The organism is Streptomyces sp. NBC_01275, from assembly GCF_026340655.1.
Classification (GTDB): domain Bacteria; phylum Actinomycetota; class Actinomycetes; order Streptomycetales; family Streptomycetaceae; genus Streptomyces.
The window spans coordinates 1,070,481-1,088,191 of the sequence record NZ_JAPEOZ010000001.1 but is presented as its reverse complement, the minus strand read 5'-3'; the positions used below and the strand labels follow the sequence as shown (position 1 = coordinate 1,088,191).

General features: G+C 72.3%; 12 protein-coding genes. 3 read left to right on the top strand and 9 right to left on the bottom strand.

From position 1 onward, the window contains the following. Positions 1 to 113 precede the first annotated feature (113 nt). Together OG562_RS04590 and OG562_RS04585 are read right to left on the bottom strand one after the other, a co-directional pair. Positions 114 to 995 (bottom strand): hypothetical protein, encoded by an 882-nt coding sequence (locus OG562_RS04590; protein ID WP_266393839.1) that lies wholly within the window; start codon positions 993 to 995, stop codon positions 114 to 116. A gap of 168 nt (positions 996 to 1,163) precedes the next feature. Further along, a complete protein-coding gene (locus tag OG562_RS04585; protein WP_266393838.1) occupies positions 1,164 to 2,123 on the bottom strand; it encodes a LysR family transcriptional regulator in 960 nt (319 codons plus the stop codon). Between the two features lie 135 nt (positions 2,124 to 2,258). Here OG562_RS04585 and OG562_RS04580 point away from each other — a divergent pair, with 135 nt between their 5' ends. Then, positions 2,259 to 3,467: a CaiB/BaiF CoA-transferase family protein gene (locus tag OG562_RS04580; RefSeq protein WP_266393837.1), complete on the top strand. Its 1,209-nt coding sequence runs from the start codon at positions 2,259 to 2,261 to the stop codon at positions 3,465 to 3,467. A 66-nt stretch (positions 3,468 to 3,533) separates the two neighbouring features. After that, complete coding sequence (locus OG562_RS04575) at positions 3,534 to 4,703, top strand: acyl-CoA dehydrogenase family protein (RefSeq protein WP_266393836.1); 1,170 nt, start codon at positions 3,534 to 3,536, stop codon at positions 4,701 to 4,703. 54 nt (positions 4,704 to 4,757) lie between these two features. On the opposite strand, the gene meaB is transcribed toward OG562_RS04575, so the two are convergent. From meaB to OG562_RS04560, 3 genes are read right to left on the bottom strand one after another with little or no spacing between them, the layout of a single operon-like run. After that, the gene (meaB, locus tag OG562_RS04570) at positions 4,758 to 5,744 is read right to left on the bottom strand and encodes a methylmalonyl Co-A mutase-associated GTPase MeaB (RefSeq protein ID WP_266393835.1); all 987 of its coding nucleotides are present in this window, start codon (positions 5,742 to 5,744) and stop codon (positions 4,758 to 4,760) included. Positions 5,745 to 5,749: 5 nt separating this feature from the next. Beyond that, positions 5,750 to 7,942, bottom strand: a complete 2,193-nt coding sequence (scpA, locus tag OG562_RS04565) for a methylmalonyl-CoA mutase (RefSeq protein ID WP_266409017.1) — start codon at positions 7,940 to 7,942, stop codon at positions 5,750 to 5,752. An 8-nt stretch (positions 7,943 to 7,950) separates the two neighbouring features. After that, positions 7,951 to 9,756 carry a methylmalonyl-CoA mutase family protein gene (locus OG562_RS04560; RefSeq protein WP_266393834.1) on the bottom strand — a complete coding sequence of 602 codons (1,806 nt, stop codon included), beginning with the start codon at positions 9,754 to 9,756 and terminating at the stop codon, positions 7,951 to 7,953. A gap of 465 nt (positions 9,757 to 10,221) precedes the next feature. Between OG562_RS04560 and OG562_RS04555 the strand changes: the two genes are divergently transcribed. Continuing rightward, positions 10,222 to 12,249, top strand: coding sequence for an RICIN domain-containing protein (locus OG562_RS04555; RefSeq protein ID WP_266393833.1), 2,028 nt, complete (start codon positions 10,222 to 10,224; stop codon positions 12,247 to 12,249). Between the two features lie 24 nt (positions 12,250 to 12,273). On the opposite strand, the gene OG562_RS04550 is transcribed toward OG562_RS04555, so the two are convergent. The 4 genes from OG562_RS04550 to OG562_RS04535 all read right to left on the bottom strand — a co-directional run bounded on the left by OG562_RS04550 (position 12,274) and on the right by OG562_RS04535 (position 17,613). Then, positions 12,274 to 13,314, bottom strand: a complete 1,041-nt coding sequence (locus tag OG562_RS04550) for a LacI family DNA-binding transcriptional regulator (RefSeq protein WP_266393832.1) — start codon at positions 13,312 to 13,314, stop codon at positions 12,274 to 12,276. A gap of 152 nt (positions 13,315 to 13,466) precedes the next feature. Continuing rightward, entirely contained in the window at positions 13,467 to 15,821 is a 2,355-nt protein-coding gene (locus OG562_RS04545) for a glycoside hydrolase family 3 N-terminal domain-containing protein (protein WP_266393831.1), read from the bottom strand. 113 nt (positions 15,822 to 15,934) lie between these two features. Beyond that, on the bottom strand, positions 15,935 to 16,765 hold the full coding sequence (locus tag OG562_RS04540) for a carbohydrate ABC transporter permease (protein WP_266393829.1): 831 nt from the start codon (positions 16,763 to 16,765) through the stop codon (positions 15,935 to 15,937). Continuing rightward, entirely contained in the window at positions 16,762 to 17,613 is an 852-nt protein-coding gene (locus OG562_RS04535; RefSeq protein ID WP_266409015.1) for a carbohydrate ABC transporter permease, read from the bottom strand. The genes OG562_RS04540 and OG562_RS04535 overlap by 4 nt, the downstream gene beginning before the upstream one ends. Positions 17,614 to 17,711 lie beyond the last annotated feature (98 nt).

Sequence of the window (17,711 nt, the reverse complement as noted above, 5' to 3'; positions counted from 1 at the left end):
GCCCGGGACGCACCGCAGCCATCGCCGGCAGCCTCCGGGCGCGTTCCAGCACCGGCTGTCGACCATCGGCGCCCGAGGAGGCCGCCCCTTGTCGAAGCGGTCGGGCGGGGGCGTCATCCGAAGGCCACCTCCGCCGTGGCGTGCCGTTCCTCCCGGTGGGTGGCGACACGCAGTTCGGCACGGTCGCCGACGGGGGCGCCGCAGGCCACGAGGCGCTCGCCCGCGAACACCGGCCGCCGCAGCCGGTACGACAGGGAGCGCACCCGTCGGTCCGGGGCGTGTCGGCGCGGCAGTTCCAGCATGAGCAGGGCGAGCAGGGGGCCGTGGACGACGAGCCCGGGGTAGCCCTCCTCGGCACGGCAGTAGGGAGCGTCGTAGTGGATGCGGTGGGCGTTCGCGGTGAGGGCGCTGAAGCGGAACAGCAGGGCGGGGTCCGGTCGCAGCGGGAGCTGCCAGGGGGCGCCGGGGTGGGGGAGGGCGGAGTCGTCCACGGTGGGCGGGTGCTGTCCGGCGCTGCGCCCGCAGCGGTAGACGATGTCCTGTTCCTCCACCAGGCGCAGGCGGCCGTGCTGGCGGAACTCCCGGCGTTCGGTCACGAAGAGCAGCTCCCCGGTGCGGCCCTCCTTGGCGAGGACCGAGGCCAGGCTGCTGACGCGTTCGGCGGGTTCGCCGAGCCGGAGCGGTTCGGCGATCTCGCAGCGGCCGCCCGCCCACATCCGCTGCCGGTGGGGGAGGGGCGGCAGGAAGTGCCCGTGCAACGGGTGCCCGTCGGCCCCCAGATCACGCTGTGCGGGCCAGGCGAGGAAGGACAACCAGTGCCACAGCGGAGGGACCGGGTCGCCGGCCTCGGCGACGGCGCCGGGCAGGTTCAGCACCGCCGACAGGGCCGCCACCGGACCGGCGGGCAGCGGGTCGACGTCCGTGACCGGACCCGGAGCCCACGACTCCACGTACGAGCTGAGCGGCGGCGGATCCGGTGCGTGCGTCTGACTCATCCGGGGCGACTCCGTTGCTCGGCGGGGCTCGGCGGGGCTCGGCGGGGCTCGGTCGGTTCCAGCGCTTCTCATCATGGGCTCTGATGGATGGGATTGGACAATAGAAAGAGCTGATGCCCATATGCCTCGTACGCATGGCGGGGACCCGTTGCGGCTGAGCGCGCGAGGTCAGTCGCCCTCGGCCGGAGCGTCCGCGTCCGCTCCCTGCGGCTGCGCGGACGGCCAACTGCCCTGGGCGACCGTCGAGTCGATCCGGTGGATCAGTTCGCGGGCGACTGCCTCCACGGCGGGCGGGGTGCGCCCGGACCGCTGGGTGCACAGGACGATCGAGCGCCACACGTCGGGCTCGCTCAGGGGCGCGGCGCTCAGCGTCCCCCGGGCGACGTCCTCGGCGATGCCCATGCCCGGCAGGACGGTCCAGCCGTGCCCGGCCCGAACGAGCTGTTTCTGCACGCGCATCGAGTTGGTCTGCACGGCGACGTCCATGGCGGACCGGGCCCGCACCGCCGCCGCGTCGATCAGCCGGCGCAGCGCGTGTCCCGAGGCGGGCAGGACGAGGGGATGCGTGGCTGCTTCCGCGAAGGGGACGGGCCGGTCGGAGCGCAGCCCCGCGGAGGCGGGAGCGACGACCCACAGACGCTCCCGCACCAGGGGGCGGGCGTTGAGGGAGGGCGTGCTGCCGAGGTTGTAGAGCAGGGTCAGATCGAGGTCGCCGTCGTCGAGCCACTGCTGCAGATGCCCGGAGTAGGCGGTCATCAGCCGGAGTTCGATGCCGGGGTGGCGACGGGCGATCGCCGTCACCAGCGGTTCGGCGAGCAGGTCGCTGGTGCTCTCCAGCAGGCCGACGGTGACGATGCCGGTCACCTCGCCGGGGGTCGGCTGCACCTCGGCGCGGGCCCGCTCCAGCTCGTCCAGGGCGCGCCGGGCGCGGCCCACCATGATCGCTCCGGCCTCGGTGGGCCGCATGCCCTGCCCGGTCCGTTCGAAGAGGGGGACGCCGAGTTCCTGCTCCAGGGTGCGGATCTGCCGGGTGACCGCGGGCTGCACCAGATGCAGCAGCTCGGCGGCCCGGGTGACGCTGCCCACCTCGGCCACGGTGACGATCGCTTTGAGCTGCTTGATGTCCAAGGCACTCTTCTTCCCGCGTTCGCCCGCCATCCGCAGCGGGCATAGGGGCATCACGTATCGCTATTTCACTCGCTGCCCCATGAGCGTTCATGATGATAGTCCGGGTACGGGACCGCACCCCCAGGAGGCCACCGCATGACCGAGCAGCCCGAGCGCCCCGAGCAGCTGCCGCTGTCCGGCATCACCGTCGTCAGCGTCGAGCAGGCGGTCGCCGCCCCCTTCGCCACCCGTCAGCTGGCCGACCTCGGAGCCCGGGTCATCAAGGTGGAACGCCCGGGCGGAGGCGACTTCGCCCGCCGCTACGACACCACCGTGCACGGGCAGTCCAGCTACTTCGTGTGGCTCAACCGGTCCAAGGAGTCCGTCACCCTCGACCTGAAGTCCGAGCGGGGCCTGCGGATCCTGGAGCGACTCCTCGCCGGCGCCGATGTGTTCGTCCAGAACCTGGCCCCGGGCGCGGCCGCCAGGATGGGCCTCGGCGCGCAGGCGCTCGCCGCCCGCTTCCCCTCCCTGATCCCGTGCTCCGTCACCGGATACGGGTCCAGCGGCCCCTGGGCCGACCGCAAGGCGTACGACCTGCTGGTGCAGTGCCAGACCGGCCTGGTCTCGCTGACCGGGAACGAGCACGGCTCCGCCCGCGTGGGGGCGTCGGTCGCCGACATCGCCGCCGGGATGTACGCGTACTCGGGCGTCCTCACCGCGCTCTTCGCACGCGCCACCACGGGCGTCGTACGGGCGGTGGAGGTGTCGTTGTTCGAGGCGCTGGCCGAGTGGGTCAGTCAGCCCGCCTACTACACCCGCCACGGCGGCGCGCAGCCCCCGCGCATCGGCACGCAGCACGCCACCATCGCCCCGTACGGGGCCTACACCGCGGCCGACGGCAAGGAGGTGTTGCTGACGGTGCAGAACGAGCGCGAGTGGGCCGCGCTGTGCGAGCGGTTCCTCCAGCGTCCCGACCTCGTCGCGGACCGGCGTTTCGCCACCACCTCCGACCGGGTGGCGCACCGCGCGGAGCTGAACGAGATCCTGGCCGCCCGCTTCGGCGAGCTCGACGGCGAAGCGGCGATGAAGCTGCTGGACCAGGTCGGCATCGCCAACGCCGGGGTCAACGACGTCGAGGAGTTCCTCGCCCACCCGGTCCTGGAGGCGCGCGGCCGTTGGCGGGACGTGGCGCTTCCCGGGGGCGCCGTGATGCCCGCGCTGCTGCCGCCGGTCGACCTGGCGGGCACGGCCCCGCGCATGGAGGCCGTCCCCGCCGTCGGGGAGCACACCGAGAGCGTCCTCGCCGAACTGGGCTACAGCGCGGCCGACATCGACGGCCTGCGGACCGACCACGTCATCTGAACCGCACGACCTCAACGGCCCGAGACGGCACCGGCGTTCACGTCAGTCAAGGAGGAGCGGCACCGCATGAGCACCCTCGACATCCTGTCCGCGGACGAGCGGTTCATCGTCCGTACCGTGCGCGACTTCGTCGACAAGGACGTGAAACCCGTCGTCCGGGAACTGGAGCACGCAGACGCCTACCCCGAGGCCCTGATCGAGCGGATGAAGCAGCTCGGCGTCTTCGGCCTCGCCGTCCCGCAGGAGTTCGGCGGCACCCCGGTCTCCACCCCCTGCTACGTCCTGATCACCGAAGAGCTGGCGCGCGGCTGGATGAGCCTGGCCGGGGCGATGGGCGGCCACACGGTCGTCGCCAAGCTGCTGCTGCACTTCGGCACCGAGGAGCAGCGCCGCCGCTGTCTGCCGAGGATGGCCACCGGCGAGCTCCGCGCGACCATGGCCCTGACCGAGCCGGGCGGCGGCTCCGACCTCCAGGCCCTGCGCACGGTCGCCCGCAAGGACGCCGCCGGCGACTACCGGGTCGACGGGGCCAAGACCTGGATCACCAACTCCCGCCGGTCCGGGCTGATCGCCCTGCTGTGCAAGACCGACCCGGACGCGGTCCCCGCCCACCAGGGCATCTCCATCCTCCTCGTCGAGCACGGCCCCGGCCTCACCGTCTCCCGCGACCTGCCCAAGCTCGGCTACAAGGGCGTCGAGAGCTGCGAGTTGTCCTTCGACGACCATCGCGTGCGGGGCGACGCCGTGCTCGGCGGGGTCGAGGGCAGGGGCTTCGCGCAGATGATGAAGGGCCTGGAGACCGGCCGGCTCCAGGTCGCCGCCCGCGCGCTCGGCGTCGGCCGGGCGGCGTTCGAGGACGCCCTCGCCTACGCCCAGGAACGCGAGTCCTTCGGCAAGCCCATCTGGAAGCACCAGTCCATCGGCAACTACCTCGCCGACATGGCCACTTCGCTCACCGCGGCCCGCCAGCTCACCCTGTACGCGGCCCGGGAGGCGGACGCCGGGCGGCGGGTGGACATGGAGGCGGGCATGGCGAAGCTCTTCGCGTCCGAGACCGCCATGCAGATCGCCCTCAACGCCGTCCGCATCCACGGGGGTTACGGCTACTCCACCGAGTTCGACGTCGAACGCTACTTCCGCGACGCCCCGTTGATGATCGTCGGCGAGGGCACCAACGAGATCCAGCGCAACGTCATCGCCGCCCAGCTCGTGAAACGCGGCGGCCTCGACGCCTGAACGAGCGCGCCCACGGACCCGGCCTGCCCCGCGGACCCGGTCCGCCGCGCCGACTCAGCCCGCCCCGCCGCCGAACGCCCGCAGAATGCGCTCGGCGGCCAGCGTGGCCGTCAACTCGCCGTTTCTGACCTGCTGTTCGAGCGTCGGCCCGAGGGCGCGTACGGCGGGGTCGGCGTGCAGGCGGCCCAGCAGCTCGTCGCGCACCATCGTCCACGTCCAGTCGACCTGCTGGTCACGGCGCTTGGCGGCGAGCCGCCCGGTCGAGTCCAGCAGCGCACGGTGCTGTTCGAGCCGCTCCCAGACCGTGTCCAGGCCGGTCGACTCCCGGGCGCTGCAACTCAGCACCGGCGGGGTCCAGGCGGCGTCGACGGGATGCATCAGCCGCAGCGCGCCCGCCAACTCCCGTGCCGCGCCCCGGGCGTCGCGCTCGTGCGGCCCGTCCGCCTTGTTGACGGCGAGCACGTCCGCCAGCTCCAGGACGCCCTTCTTGATGCCCTGCAACTGGTCCCCGGTCCGGGCGAGGGTGAGGAGCAGGAAGGAGTCGACCATGTTCGCGACGGCGGTCTCGGACTGGCCGACGCCGACCGTCTCCACCAGGACGACGTCGTAGCCCGCCGCCTCCATCACCACGATCGACTCCCGGGTCGCCTTCGCCACCCCGCCGAGCGTCCCCGCGGTGGGGGAGGGGCGTACGAAGGCCGCCGGGTCGACGGCCAGGCGTTCCATACGCGTCTTGTCGCCCAGGATCGACCCGCCGGTACGGCTGGACGACGGGTCGACGGCGAGGACCGCGACCCGGAATCCGAGCGAGGTGAGCAGCGTGCCGAACGCGTCGATGAACGTCGACTTGCCCACGCCCGGCACACCGCTGACGCCGATCCGCCGCGCCTTCCCGCTGTGCGGCAGCAGCTCGGTCAGCAGCTCCTGGGCCATGGCCCGGTGTTGGGGCCTCGTCGACTCCACGAGCGTGATGGCGCGTGCCACCAGCGCCCGCTTCCCGTCGAGGACGCCCTTCACATAGGTGTCGAGGTCGATCGCCATGCGGGTCAGAGGTCGTGGCCGAGGTCGGTGGACAGGCGCTCGACGAGGTCGTAGGCCGCGTCCGGGATCACCGTCCCGGGCGGGAAGACGGCCGCCGCGCCCATCTCCAGGAGCGTGGGCATGTCCTGCGGCGGGATCACCCCGCCGACCACGATCATGATGTCCTCGCGGCCCTCCTCGGCGAGCGACTCCCGCAGCGCCGGTACGAGGGTGAGGTGCCCGGCGGCCAGCGACGACACCCCGACGATGTGCACGTCCGCCTCGACCGCCTGCCGGGCCACCTCGCCCGGCGTCTGGAACAGCGGGCCGACGTCGACGTCGAAGCCGAGGTCGGCGAAGGCGGTGGCGATCACCTTCTGGCCGCGGTCGTGGCCGTCCTGGCCCATCTTGGCGACCAGGATGCGGGGCCGGCGGCCCTCGGCCTCCTCGAAGGAGTCCACCAGCGTGCGGGTGCGCTCGACGGACGGGGACTCGCCTGCTTCGGTGCGGTACACACCGGAGATCGTACGGATCTGGCTCGCGTGCCGCCCGTACACCTTCTCCAGGGCGTCGGAGATCTCGCCGACGGTGGCCTTCGCGCGGGCCGCGTTCACGGCGAGCTCCAGCAGGTTGCCCTCGCCGCCCGCCGCCCGGGTCAGCGCGTCCAGCGCGTCCTGGCAGGCCCGCTCGTCGCGCTCGGCGCGCAGCCGCCGCAGCTTCTCGATCTGCTGGGTGCGCACGGAGGAGTTGTCGACCTTGAGGACGTCGATCTGCTCGTCGGTCTCCACGCGGTACTTGTTGACGCCGATCACCGGCTGCCGTCCGGAGTCGATCCGGGCCTGGGTGCGGGCCGCCGCCTCCTCGATGCGGAGTTTGGGGATGCCAGCGTCGATGGCCTTGGCCATGCCGCCCGCCGCCTCGACCTCCTCGATGTGCTGCCAGGCCCGGCGCGCGAGGTCGTAGGTCAGCTTCTCGACGTACGCGCTGCCGCCCCACGGGTCGATGACCCGGGTGGTGCCCGACTCCTGCTGGATCAGCAGCTGGGTGTTGCGGGCGATGCGCGCGGAGAAGTCGGTGGGCAGGGCGAGCGCCTCGTCGAGGGCGTTGGTGTGCAGGGACTGCGTGTGGCCCTGGGTCGCCGCCATCGCCTCGACGCAGGTACGCGTCACGTTGTTGAACACGTCCTGCGCGGTCAGCGACCAGCCGGAGGTCTGCGAATGGGTGCGCAGGGAGAGGGACTTGGCGTTCTTCGGGTCGAACTGCTTGACCAGCCTGGCCCACAGCAGCCGCGCCGCCCGCATCTTCGCGATCTCCATGAAGAAGTTCATGCCGATCGCCCAGAAGAAGGACAGCCGGGGCGCGAACGCGTCCACGTCCAGCCCCGCGCCCAGCCCGGCGCGCAGATACTCCACCCCGTCCGCGAGCGTGTACGCCAGCTCCAGGTCGGCCGTCGCGCCCGCCTCCTGGATGTGATAGCCGGAGATGGAGATGGAGTTGTAGCGCGGCATCCGCTGCGAGGTGAAGGCGAAGATGTCGGAGATGATCCGCATCGACGGCTTCGGCGGATAGATGTAGGTGTTGCGGACCATGAACTCCTTGAGGATGTCGTTCTGGATGGTCCCGGCCAACTTCTCGGGCGGCACGCCCTGTTCCTCGGCCGCCACGATGTACAGCGCGAGGACGGGCAGCACCGCGCCGTTCATCGTCATCGACACGGTCATCTTGTCCAGCGGGATGCCGTCGAAGAGCTGCCGCATGTCGTAGATCGAGTCGATCGCCACGCCCGCCATGCCGACGTCGCCCGTCACCCGCGGGTGGTCGCTGTCGTACCCGCGGTGCGTGGGCAGGTCGAAGGCGACGGACAGGCCCTTCTGGCCGGCCGCGAGGTTGCGCCGGTAGAAGGCGTTGGACTCCTCGGCGGTGGAGAAGCCCGCGTACTGGCGGATCGTCCAGGGCTGGTTGACGTACATCGTCGGGTACGGGCCGCGCAGATACGGGGCGATGCCCGGGTAGGTGCCCAGGAAGTCCAGGCCCTCCAGGTCCTGCCCGGTGTAGAGCGGCTTGACCGCGATGCCCTCCGGGGTCTCCCAGAGCAGGTCGTCCCCGCCGGCCGCCTTCTTGAGGGCGTCGCCCCACTCGTCGGGGCCGCCGCCGGCGGTCGGGACCCCCAGCTCGATCCCGGAGAAGTCGGGGATCCCCGGCCCACCCGGCGTTCCCATCAGGCCCATCAGGACACTCCCATGCGGTCGAGGGTCGCGGACAGGACGGCAACGGCGTCACAGCCCGCGAAGACGTAGGCGTCGACACCGGGGTACTGCCCCGGACGCCCGGCGAGGAACACCTGCGAAGCGCCCGCCGCCCTGAGGGACGCGGCGACCTCGGCGGCCCGCTCCTCGTACAGCGCGTCGCTGGAGCACAGGCAGACCTCGGTGGCGCCGCTGTCCTCGAACGCGCCTTCGGTGACGGGCTCGATGCCGCCCGCCTGGAACAGGTTCGAGGCGAAGGTGAGACGGGCGGTGTGGGCGGCGGCGGGGCCGAGCGCGGCCAGGAAGATCCGCGGCCGGGCGCCGGTCGCCGCGAGGTGGGCGTCGGAGCGGGCGCGCAGCCTCTCGTACGCCTCGTCGCGGCGCACCCGGGGCAGTCCGCCGGAGGGCGGCTCGGGCGCGGGCTCGCGCGCCACCGACCGTTCGGCGAGGTGCGGGAACTCGCTGACCCCGGTGACCGGTTCGCGCCGCTTGGCGAGCTTCGCGCTGCGCGCCGCCCAGGTGGCGGCCAGCTCCTCGCCGACCCGCCCCGACCGCAGCGCGGCCGCCTGACCGCCGGCCCGCTCGATGGACTGGAAGAACTCCCAGCCCGCGTGCGCCAGTTCGTCGGTGAGCCGCTCCACGTACCAGGAGCCGCCCGCCGGGTCGATCACCCGGGACAGATGCGACTCCTCGACCAGGATCGTCGAGGTGTTGCGGGCGATGCGGCGGGAGAACGCGTCCGGCAGGCCCAGCGCGTGGTCGAACGGCAGCACGGTGACCGCGTCGGCGCCGCCGACCCCGGCCGCCAGCGTCGCGACCGTCGCGCGCAGCATGTTCACCCACGGGTCGCGGCGGGTCGTCATCACCGACGACGTCACCGCGTGCTGCACCTGCCCGCCCGGGGCCCCGCAGACCTCGGCGACCCGCGCCCACAGCCTGCGCGCCGCCCGCAGCTTGGCGATGGTCAGGAACTGGTCGGCGGTCGCCGCGTACCGGAACTCCAGCTGCGCACAGGCCTGTTCGACGCTCAGCCCCGCCTCGGTCAGCTGCCGCAGATAGGCGACGCCGGTCGCCAGCGAGCAGCCCAGCTCCTGCGCGGCGGACCCGCCGGCCTCGTGATACGGCAACGCGTCCACGGTCAGCGCCCGCAGCCCCGGGTACTCCTCGGCGCACCGTCGTGCGAGGGCGGCGACCGGCGCGAAGTCGAACCCGCCGTCCCCCGTACGGGCCTCGTGGGCGAGCGGGTCGGCGCCGAGGTTGCCGCGGGCGGCGTCGCGTGCGACTCCCCGCTCCTCGTACAGCCGCAGCAACTCGGCCGCGGCGGGCTCGACTTCGCGTCCCGCGTCGAGGACGACGGGGGCCAGGTCGAGATAGACGCCGTCGAGGACCCGGCCGAGCGACGACACGGGGAAGCCGCCCGCGCCGACGACCAGCCAGAGCGAGGTGACCCCGTTCTCCAGGTCCGCGAGAACCAGCTCGCCGTCGTCGGCCGCGTGCCGCTGCCGTACGTCCCAGCCGCCGAGGGCGTTGCCCTCGGCGCGGCCGCCCCTGACGAAGGGGGCGAAGCCGGGCAGGCCGGGGTCGGGCGCGGAGTCGTGTGCGCTGTAGAGGGGGCGGGCGCGCAGCCCGTCCTCCAGCGCGGTGGACAGAGCTTCCTCAGCCGCCTCGTCCGAGACTTCCCTGCCCGACTTGCGCAGCACACCCGCCACAAGGCGCTGCCACTGCTCATGGGTCGCGTCAGGGAACTCGGCGGCCAGCGAAAGCCCGTCGTCGGGCAGGACCGTCATGCTCGGATGCTAGGCCAGAACCGCAGGTGAGCAGCAGAGGGCGCGGCTGTGACCTTGCCCATCCAGAGGTGGCCTTGATCCCCGGGGCGGGTTCGTACTACGGCAGGGCCGGGGCCGACGCCGGAGCCGACGCCTGGAACGGCCCGGAATCGGATTCCGGCCGCCGAGGCGTCGACAGAGGCGTCAACACCCGGTCGCCGTCGGCGTGCGAAACAGTTTCGGAAACACACCGGTGACATGGCGTCTTCGCGTCCCAATACTGATCCCCACCCCGCGCCCCCGACGTTCAGCAGAGGAAACACCTTGAGAAGAACATGGCTGAGAAAGGCGCTCGCGACGGCGTCCGCATTCGGCGTCGGCCTGGCATTCGCCATCGCCTCCGCGGAGAATGCGTCGGCATATCAGCCGAGCCCGTCGAATCTTTATGTCGCCGACAACACCGCCGCCTGTAACAAGAATCCCTGTGTGCTCTACCCGAAGTCGGCCCAGCTGCCGAGCGGCCGGATCGTGGCGGCGTTCGAGAACAGCCAGAGCGCTCCGGTCGGACAGACGATGCCCGTCTACAAGAGCGACGACTCCGGCGCCACCTGGCAGAAGCTGGCCGACGTCAAAGCGCCCGCCTACCTGTCGAGCGACGCCCAGTACGCGAAGTACACGAGCAACTGGACGAACCCGTATCTCTACGTCCTCCCGCAGGACGTCGGCTCCCTGAGCGCCGGCACGCTGCTGCTCGCCAGCATCGTCTCGGGGGACGACTACTACTACAAGGAGCACAAGGCCGCCGACGCGAGCTGGACGCCGTCCGGCGACGGCGACCGCAAGGACGTGGCGCTCGCCCTGTACTCCAGCACGGACGACGGAGCCACCTGGACCGTCCAGAACATCGTCGCCACCGGCGGCTGGCAGGGCGGAAGCGCGGGAGCCGTCGGCCGGGTCTCGAACGCCAACGCCTCCGCGCAGGTCGACCCCCTCTGGGAACCGCACCTGGTGGCCCGGGGCGGAAAGCTCGTCGCGTACTACTCCGACGAGAACGACTACACCGGTTTCAACGCCGGCACCGGAGTGCCGACCCTCGACCCGGACAACGACACGGCGACGGACTCGGGCGGCCAGATCCTCGTCCACCGGACCTGGGACGGCACCACCGCGGCCTGGAGCCAGCCGGTCGTCGACGTCGCGGGAAGCACCGTGAACAACAACGGCAAGACGGAGATCGGCGGCGGCCGCCCGGGCATGACGACCATCGCCCCGACCGCCGACGGAAAATGGCTGCTCACCTACGAGTACTGGGGCGGCGGCACGAACGTCCGCTACAAGCTCGCCGACGACCCGCTGAAGTTCTACGCCTCCGGGGTGACCGACGCCGCGATCACCGCACTGCCCGTGCCCTCGGGCGGCCGCACGCTGTCCACGGGCGGCAGCCCGGTCCTGCTCGCGATGCCGGACGGCCGGATCGTCTACAACGCGTCCGGCAGCGGAGACGTCTGGGTGAACGAGTCCGGTCTGAGCACCGGCGCCTGGAAGGAGTACCAGACGACGATCGCCGCCGGGTACAGCCGCAATCTCCAGTACGTCCAGGGCACCGGACGCGTCCTCGTCCTCCAGGCCGGGTGGAGCGGCGGCAGCGTCGGGCCCGTGAAGTACGCCGAGGTCGACCTCGGCCGTTCCGACGGCGTCTACGACACCCTCGTCAACCGGCTGACCGGTCAGGCCCTCGCCACCGCGTCCGGGAAGACCCAGGACGCGAACCTCACCGGAGACACCCCCGACCTCGTCCTGGGCGCGGCCGACTCCACCGCCGACACCCAGCGCTGGCACCTGACCGCCAAGGGCGGCGACGTGACCCTGCTCAACAAGGCCGGGGGCCGCGCGGCCGCGATCTGGACCGGCACCGCGACGGCCGGGCAGAGGCTGGCCCAGTGGGTCGACGACGGAGCCACCGACAAGCAGTGGACCCTCGTCGCCTCGACCAGCGGGTACTACAAGCTCCGCTCGGTCCGTAACACGAGCCTGTTCATGACGGGCGCGAGCGCGGGCGGCTCCGTCACCCTGGCGTCGTCGACCGCTGACGGCTCACAGGACTGGCAGCTCGTCCAGGACCCCCTGCCGACCGACGCGACCTTCACCCTGAAGGGCGCCAACTCCGGCCGCTGCCTCGACGTCCCGAACGGCGCGACGGGCGTGCAGGTGCAGATCTGGGACTGCTCCGGGAACGCCAACCAGCTGATCACGCAGACCACCGCGGGCGAGCTGCGCATCGCGGGCAAGTGCCTCGCCGCGGACGGCGACGGCACCGTCGCGGGCACCAAGCTCATCCTGTGGACCTGCAACGGCAAGACCAGCCAGAAGTGGTCGTTCCGGCTGGACGGATCCGTCGTCAACCGCTCCAACGGTCTCGCGATCGACGTCACGAGCTGGGGCACGGCCAACGGATCGAAGGTCCAGCTGTGGACGGCCCTCGGCAACGCCACCCAGCGGTGGAGCCGCGCATAGTCCGCATGGTCACAGTCCGCAGGCTCATCGAGCCTCGTGGCGACGGGGCACGGACGTCGACGTCCGCAGCACCAGCTCCGTCGCCAGCTCGATCCGCGGGGACGCGGGCGGCCGGCCCTCGGCGAGCTGCATGAGGACCCGGGTCGCCTCGTGTCCCAGCTCCTCGAAGGGCTGGCGCACCGCGCTCAGCGGCGGACAGGCCATGGCCGCCACCAGGGTGTCGTCGAAGGACATGACGGCCAGCTCGTCCGGCACCCCGAGCCCCGCCTGGCGGGCGGCCTCCAGCACCCCGAGGGCCTGCGCGTCGCTCGCCGCGAAGACGGCCGTGGGCGGCTCGGCGCAGCGCAGGATGTGCAGGGTGGCGGCCAGCGCCTCGTCGTAGTCGAAGTCGGTGGAGCGGACGATCGCCGGGTCGTAAGGGATCCCGGCCTCTTCCAGGGCGGCCCGGTAGCCGTGCAGACGGGCCGCGCCGGCCAGGGAGTGCGACCGGCCCGCGAGCATGCCGATGCGGGTGTGCCCGAGCCCGAGGAGATGCTGCATCGCGTCCCTGGCCCCGCTCCAGTTGGTCACCCCGATGCTCGGGATGTCCGGGGAGGGCGCGCTGAGCGGGTCGACCAGCACCACCGGGAGACGCTGCTCGACGATCCGGCGCTGGTCGTCCTCGGAGAGCATCGAGATCACGATGATCAGCCCGGCCGCGTCGAGCGCCACGCACTCCTCCAGCCAGCGCGAGATGGGCCGCCGGCTCGTCGTCCCGGTCACCACGTTGATGCCGAGCTCGCCGGCCGCGTCCACGATCCCGCGGGCGACCTCCAGGGTGTAGGGCCCGGACATGTCCCGGAACACCGCGATGATCTGCCGCGGCCGGGCCGCCTCCCGCTCCCACGGGCGGACGTATCCGCTGCGGTCCAGCAGCTCCTCCACGCGGGCGCGGGTCGCCGCACCGACGTCACGACGCCGGTGCACCACCTTGGAAACGGTGCTGAGGGACACCCCCGCCTGGGCGGCTATGTCCGTCAGGAGTCCGTACTGCGCCTCCTGATGAGCCTTGCTCCGAGCTGTCACCCGATCCCGTCCCACTGCCGACACCCACGCGCCGAACCGCACCGCATCCCTGGTCAGAACCTCCGCCGCAAGCTAACGGGCCCGGGCGACCGGGGACAAGACCGCCGCACGCACGGTCCGCCCCCGCCCCCGGGCCCGAGCCCCTCCCGCGCTCACGCCCGCTCGACGCTCACGGGCACGCCGTGGTGTCGTACGGCCGTCGCGTCCCGTTCCTCGCCGACCAGGACGACCGCCCCCCGGGCCGGGGTGTCCAGGCTCGACGATCCCGCGTGCAGCAGGATCTCGCCGGGCTCCACGACCCGCCGCCCCGCCAGCCCGGTGAAGGCCAGGCGGTCGGTGTGGACGGTGAAGCGGACGGTGGCCCGCTCGCCGGGTCCGAGGGGGACCTTGGCGAAGGCCAGCAGCGACCGCACCGGCCGGGTGACCTGGGCCACCGGGTCGACGGCGTACAGCTGGACCGTCTCGGCGCCGGGCCGCGCCCCGGTGTTGCGCACCCGCACGGAGACGGTGAACTCCCCGTCCGTGGGCACCCGTTCACGGTCGACGCCCAGCCCGTCGATCTCGAAGGAGGTGTACGACAGCCCGTGCCCGAAGGGGAACGCCGGGCTCGGATCGAGATTGGAGAGCCAGCTCTGCCGGTCGCCCAGCGGCGGATGCAGATAGGTGTACGGCTGTCCGCCCGGGGAGGTGGGCAGCTGCACCGGCAGCTTTCCGCTGAAGTTCACCGTGCCGGACAGCAGCTCGGCCACCGCCCGGCCCCCCTCCTCGCCGGGCAGGAAGACCTGCACCATGGCCCCGGCGTCCCGGGCGAACCGCCCGACGGCATAGGGCCTGCCGCTGCTGACGACCAGCACGACGGGCCTGCCGGTCGCCAGCACGGCCTCCACCAGCTCCTCCTGTACGCCGGGCAGCCGCAGGTCCTCCACGTCGCAGCCCTCGCCGGAGGTGCCGACGCCGAACATGCCGGCCTTGTCGCCGACGACCAGGACGGTCGCCTCGGCGGCCGCGCAGGCCGCCACCGCGGCCGGGATCCCGGAGCGGTCCTCCTCGCGGATCGGGCAGCCCTGGACGAACTCCCAGTCCACACCCGGCAGTTCGGCGGCCAGCGCGGCGCGCAGCGGGATCGCCTCGACGCCGTCGCCGAGGTCGTCGCGGTCGGCGAGGACGTGGTTGGGGAAGCTGTAGCAGCCGAACAGGGTGCGGACGTCGTCGGCACACGGGCCGATCAGGGCGATCCGGCCCGTGGCGGGGAGGGGCAGGATCCCGTCGTTCGCCAGCAGCACGGCGCTCGCCCGGGCGACCTCGCGGGCCAGCCGCCGGTGCTCCGGCTTGTCCAGCTCGAGCGCGCCCGCGCGCAGGCCCGGCGGCCGTGGATCCCAGTCGGGGTCGAGGAGCCCCAGCTCGACCTTCTGCCGCAGTACCCGGCGCACCGCCCGGTCCACCACGCTCTCGTCCACCAGCCCTTGCTGCACCGCGCCGACGAGCGCCGTGCCGAAGCCGCGCTGGTCCGGCAGCTCGACGTCCATGCCGGCCCGCAGGGCGAGCGCCCCGGCGGCGGGCAGGTCGGCCGCCACCCGGTGGGCGTTCACCAGGAACGGCAGCGACCAGTAGTCGGAGACGACGGTGCCCTCGAAGCCCCACCGGTCGCGGAGCACGGACGTGAGCAGCCACTCGCTGGCGGCGGGAGCCACGCCGTCGATCTCGGCGTACGAGTTCATGACGGACCCCACCCCCGCGGCGACGAGCCGTTCGAAGGGCGGCAGGATCACGTCGAAGAGCTCCCGGCGGCCCATCTGGACGGGCGCGTGGTTGCGGCCGCCCATGGAGGCGGAGTAGCCGGCGAAGTGCTTGAGGGTGGCGATCACTCCCGCGCTCTGCACGCCCAGGACATAGGCCTCGGCCATCTCGCCGACCAGGTGGGGGTCCTCGCCGAAGGTCTCCTCGCAGCGGCCCCACCGGTAGTCGCGGATGACGTCGACCACCGGGGCCAGGCCCTGATGGACCCCGGCCTCGGCCATGTCGGCGCCGATGGCCGCACCGACCCGGCGGACCAGCTCCGGGTCGAAGGCGGCCGCCATGCCCAGGGAGGTGGGGTAGATCGTGGCGCCGTAGGCGGTGAAGCCGGTCAGGCACTCGTCGTGGGCCATGGCGGGGATGCCGAACCTGCTCTGTCCCGTCACCTGCCGCTGGTGTGCGGCCAGCAGCCGGGCGTGTTCGAGGGCGGGCCGGGGGAGGGTGCCGTAGGGGCGGGTGAGCTGGCCCAGACCGTGCCGGGCGGTCTCGTCGAGGTCGCCGACCCGGCCGAAGTGGTTGCTGCCCGGGGCCACCTCCGGGCCGTCGGCCTCGATGTCCTCCCAGGTACTGCTGAGCTGGGCGACCTTCTCCCGGAGGGTGAGCCGGGCGAGGAGGGTCTCGACGCGCTCGGCGGTCGGCAGGGTGATGTCGGTCCAGGGCCGGTCGTCCTCCGTGTGCGGGATGCCGCCGTGGTCCGGGACGGTGGTCGTCATTCACGACTCCTCGTGAGAAGCGCAGGGGTACGCGCACGGCAGCCGGGCATGCCGACGGGCCGCCGCGCGGGACGTGCTTTGGGGAAATGGGGGCTCTATGAGGAAGGGGGGTGCTACTTGGAGAAGCCGGCGGTGAGACCGGCGACGAGCTGCCGTCGGGCGAGGACGAACACCACCAGCACGGGCAGCGTGGAGAGCACCACGGCGGCCATCGTGGCCGGGACGTCGATGCCGAACTGGCCCCGGTAGAGGGTCAGCGCCAGCGGAAGCACCGCCTTGTCTCCGCTCTGGGTGAGGATGAGCGGGAAGAGGAAGCCGTTCCAGACCTGGAGGCCGTCGTACACGGCGACGGTCACGAGGGCCGGGCGGGCCATGGGGGCCGCCAGCGACCACAGCATGCGCCAGTCGCCCGCCCCGTCCACGATCATCGCCTCGAACAGCGAGCGGGGCACGTCCCGCAGGAAGTTCACCATGATCATCACGGTGATCGGCAGGGCGAAGGCCACCGACGGCAGCACGATCGCGAGCAGGCTGTCGTAGAGGTTCATCCGGATGATCAGCAGATACACCGGGATGATCACCGCCTGCAGCGGGATCGCCAGCCCGAGCAGGAACAGCCGGAAGGTCAGCCGCGACCAGCGGCTGTCCGAGTTGCGGACGATCGCGAACGAGGCCATCAGGGCGACGGCGACGGTGAGCGCGACCGTCGCCACGGTCACGACGACGCTGTTGAGCAGATAGGTCGTGAAGTCGCCGGCGAGGACGGTCCGGTAGTTCGCGAGGGTGGGGTCGCCGGGCAGCGCCAGCGGGCTGTCGGCGGTGAAGTCCGTACGGCTGCGCAGACTGGTCACCACCAGCCAGTACAGGGGCACGACGACCAGCGCCGTCCACAGCAGCGCGGCACTGCCGGTGACGGCACGGCGCACGGTCATGACGGTGCTCACATGCCCTCCTGCTGGCTGTCCATCCGGGTGAAGCCGGACAGCCGGGTGGTCAGCAGCGACAGGCCGAGGCCGGTGACCACCAGAAGGGTGGCGACGGCGCTGGCCCGGCCCATGTCGTGGGCCTGGAAGCCGGTGATGTACATGGCGAGGGGAAGGACGCGGGTGGCGGTGCCGGGGCCTCCGGTGCCGCCTGACAGGACGAAGATCAGGTCGAAGTAGGTCAGCGAGCCGACCAGCATGAGCGTGCTCGACGTGACCACCGTGTACTTCAGCTGCGGCAGGGTGATCCGCAGGAGGCGGGTGGTGGGCCCGGCGCCGTCGAGGGCGGCGGCCTCGTACAGCGAGACGGGAATCTGCCGTAGCCCGGCCTGGTACAGCAGGGCGTGGAACGGCACGAACTGCCAGGCGATCACGGCGATCACCGTGTAGAGGGCCAGCTCCGGGGAGCCCAGCAGCGGCTTGGCCAGCCAGTGCAGTCCGGGCGTGGCGCCGACGCCGAAGGAGGGGTCGAGCAGCGCCTGCCAGGTCAGGCCGATCGCCACGGCCGACAGCAGCAGCGGCAGGAACCACAGCACCGCCAGCAGCGCGCGCAACCGGCCCGGGGGAGCCTGGAAGAGCCCGAGCGCCAGGGCGAGCGGCGTCTGGACCAGCCAGCTGATCACCATCACCTTGACCGTGAGCCACAGCGCCTGCCAGGTCGCCCCGTCCGTGAGGACTCCGCTCCAGTTGTCGAAGCCCGCCCAGCCGAGGTCGCCCAGGCCGTCCCAGCGGGCGAAGCCGAGCGCCACCACGCCCACCAGCGGGACCAGGCCGAACAGACCGAACAGGAGCAGGGCGGGAGCGGCCATCAGGACGCCGGTGAAGCGACGCCTCCCGTGGGGCCTGCCGTGGGCCCTGCCCGGCCGCGCCTCCTTGGGCGCGACCGGGTTCGGGGTGGAGACCAGGG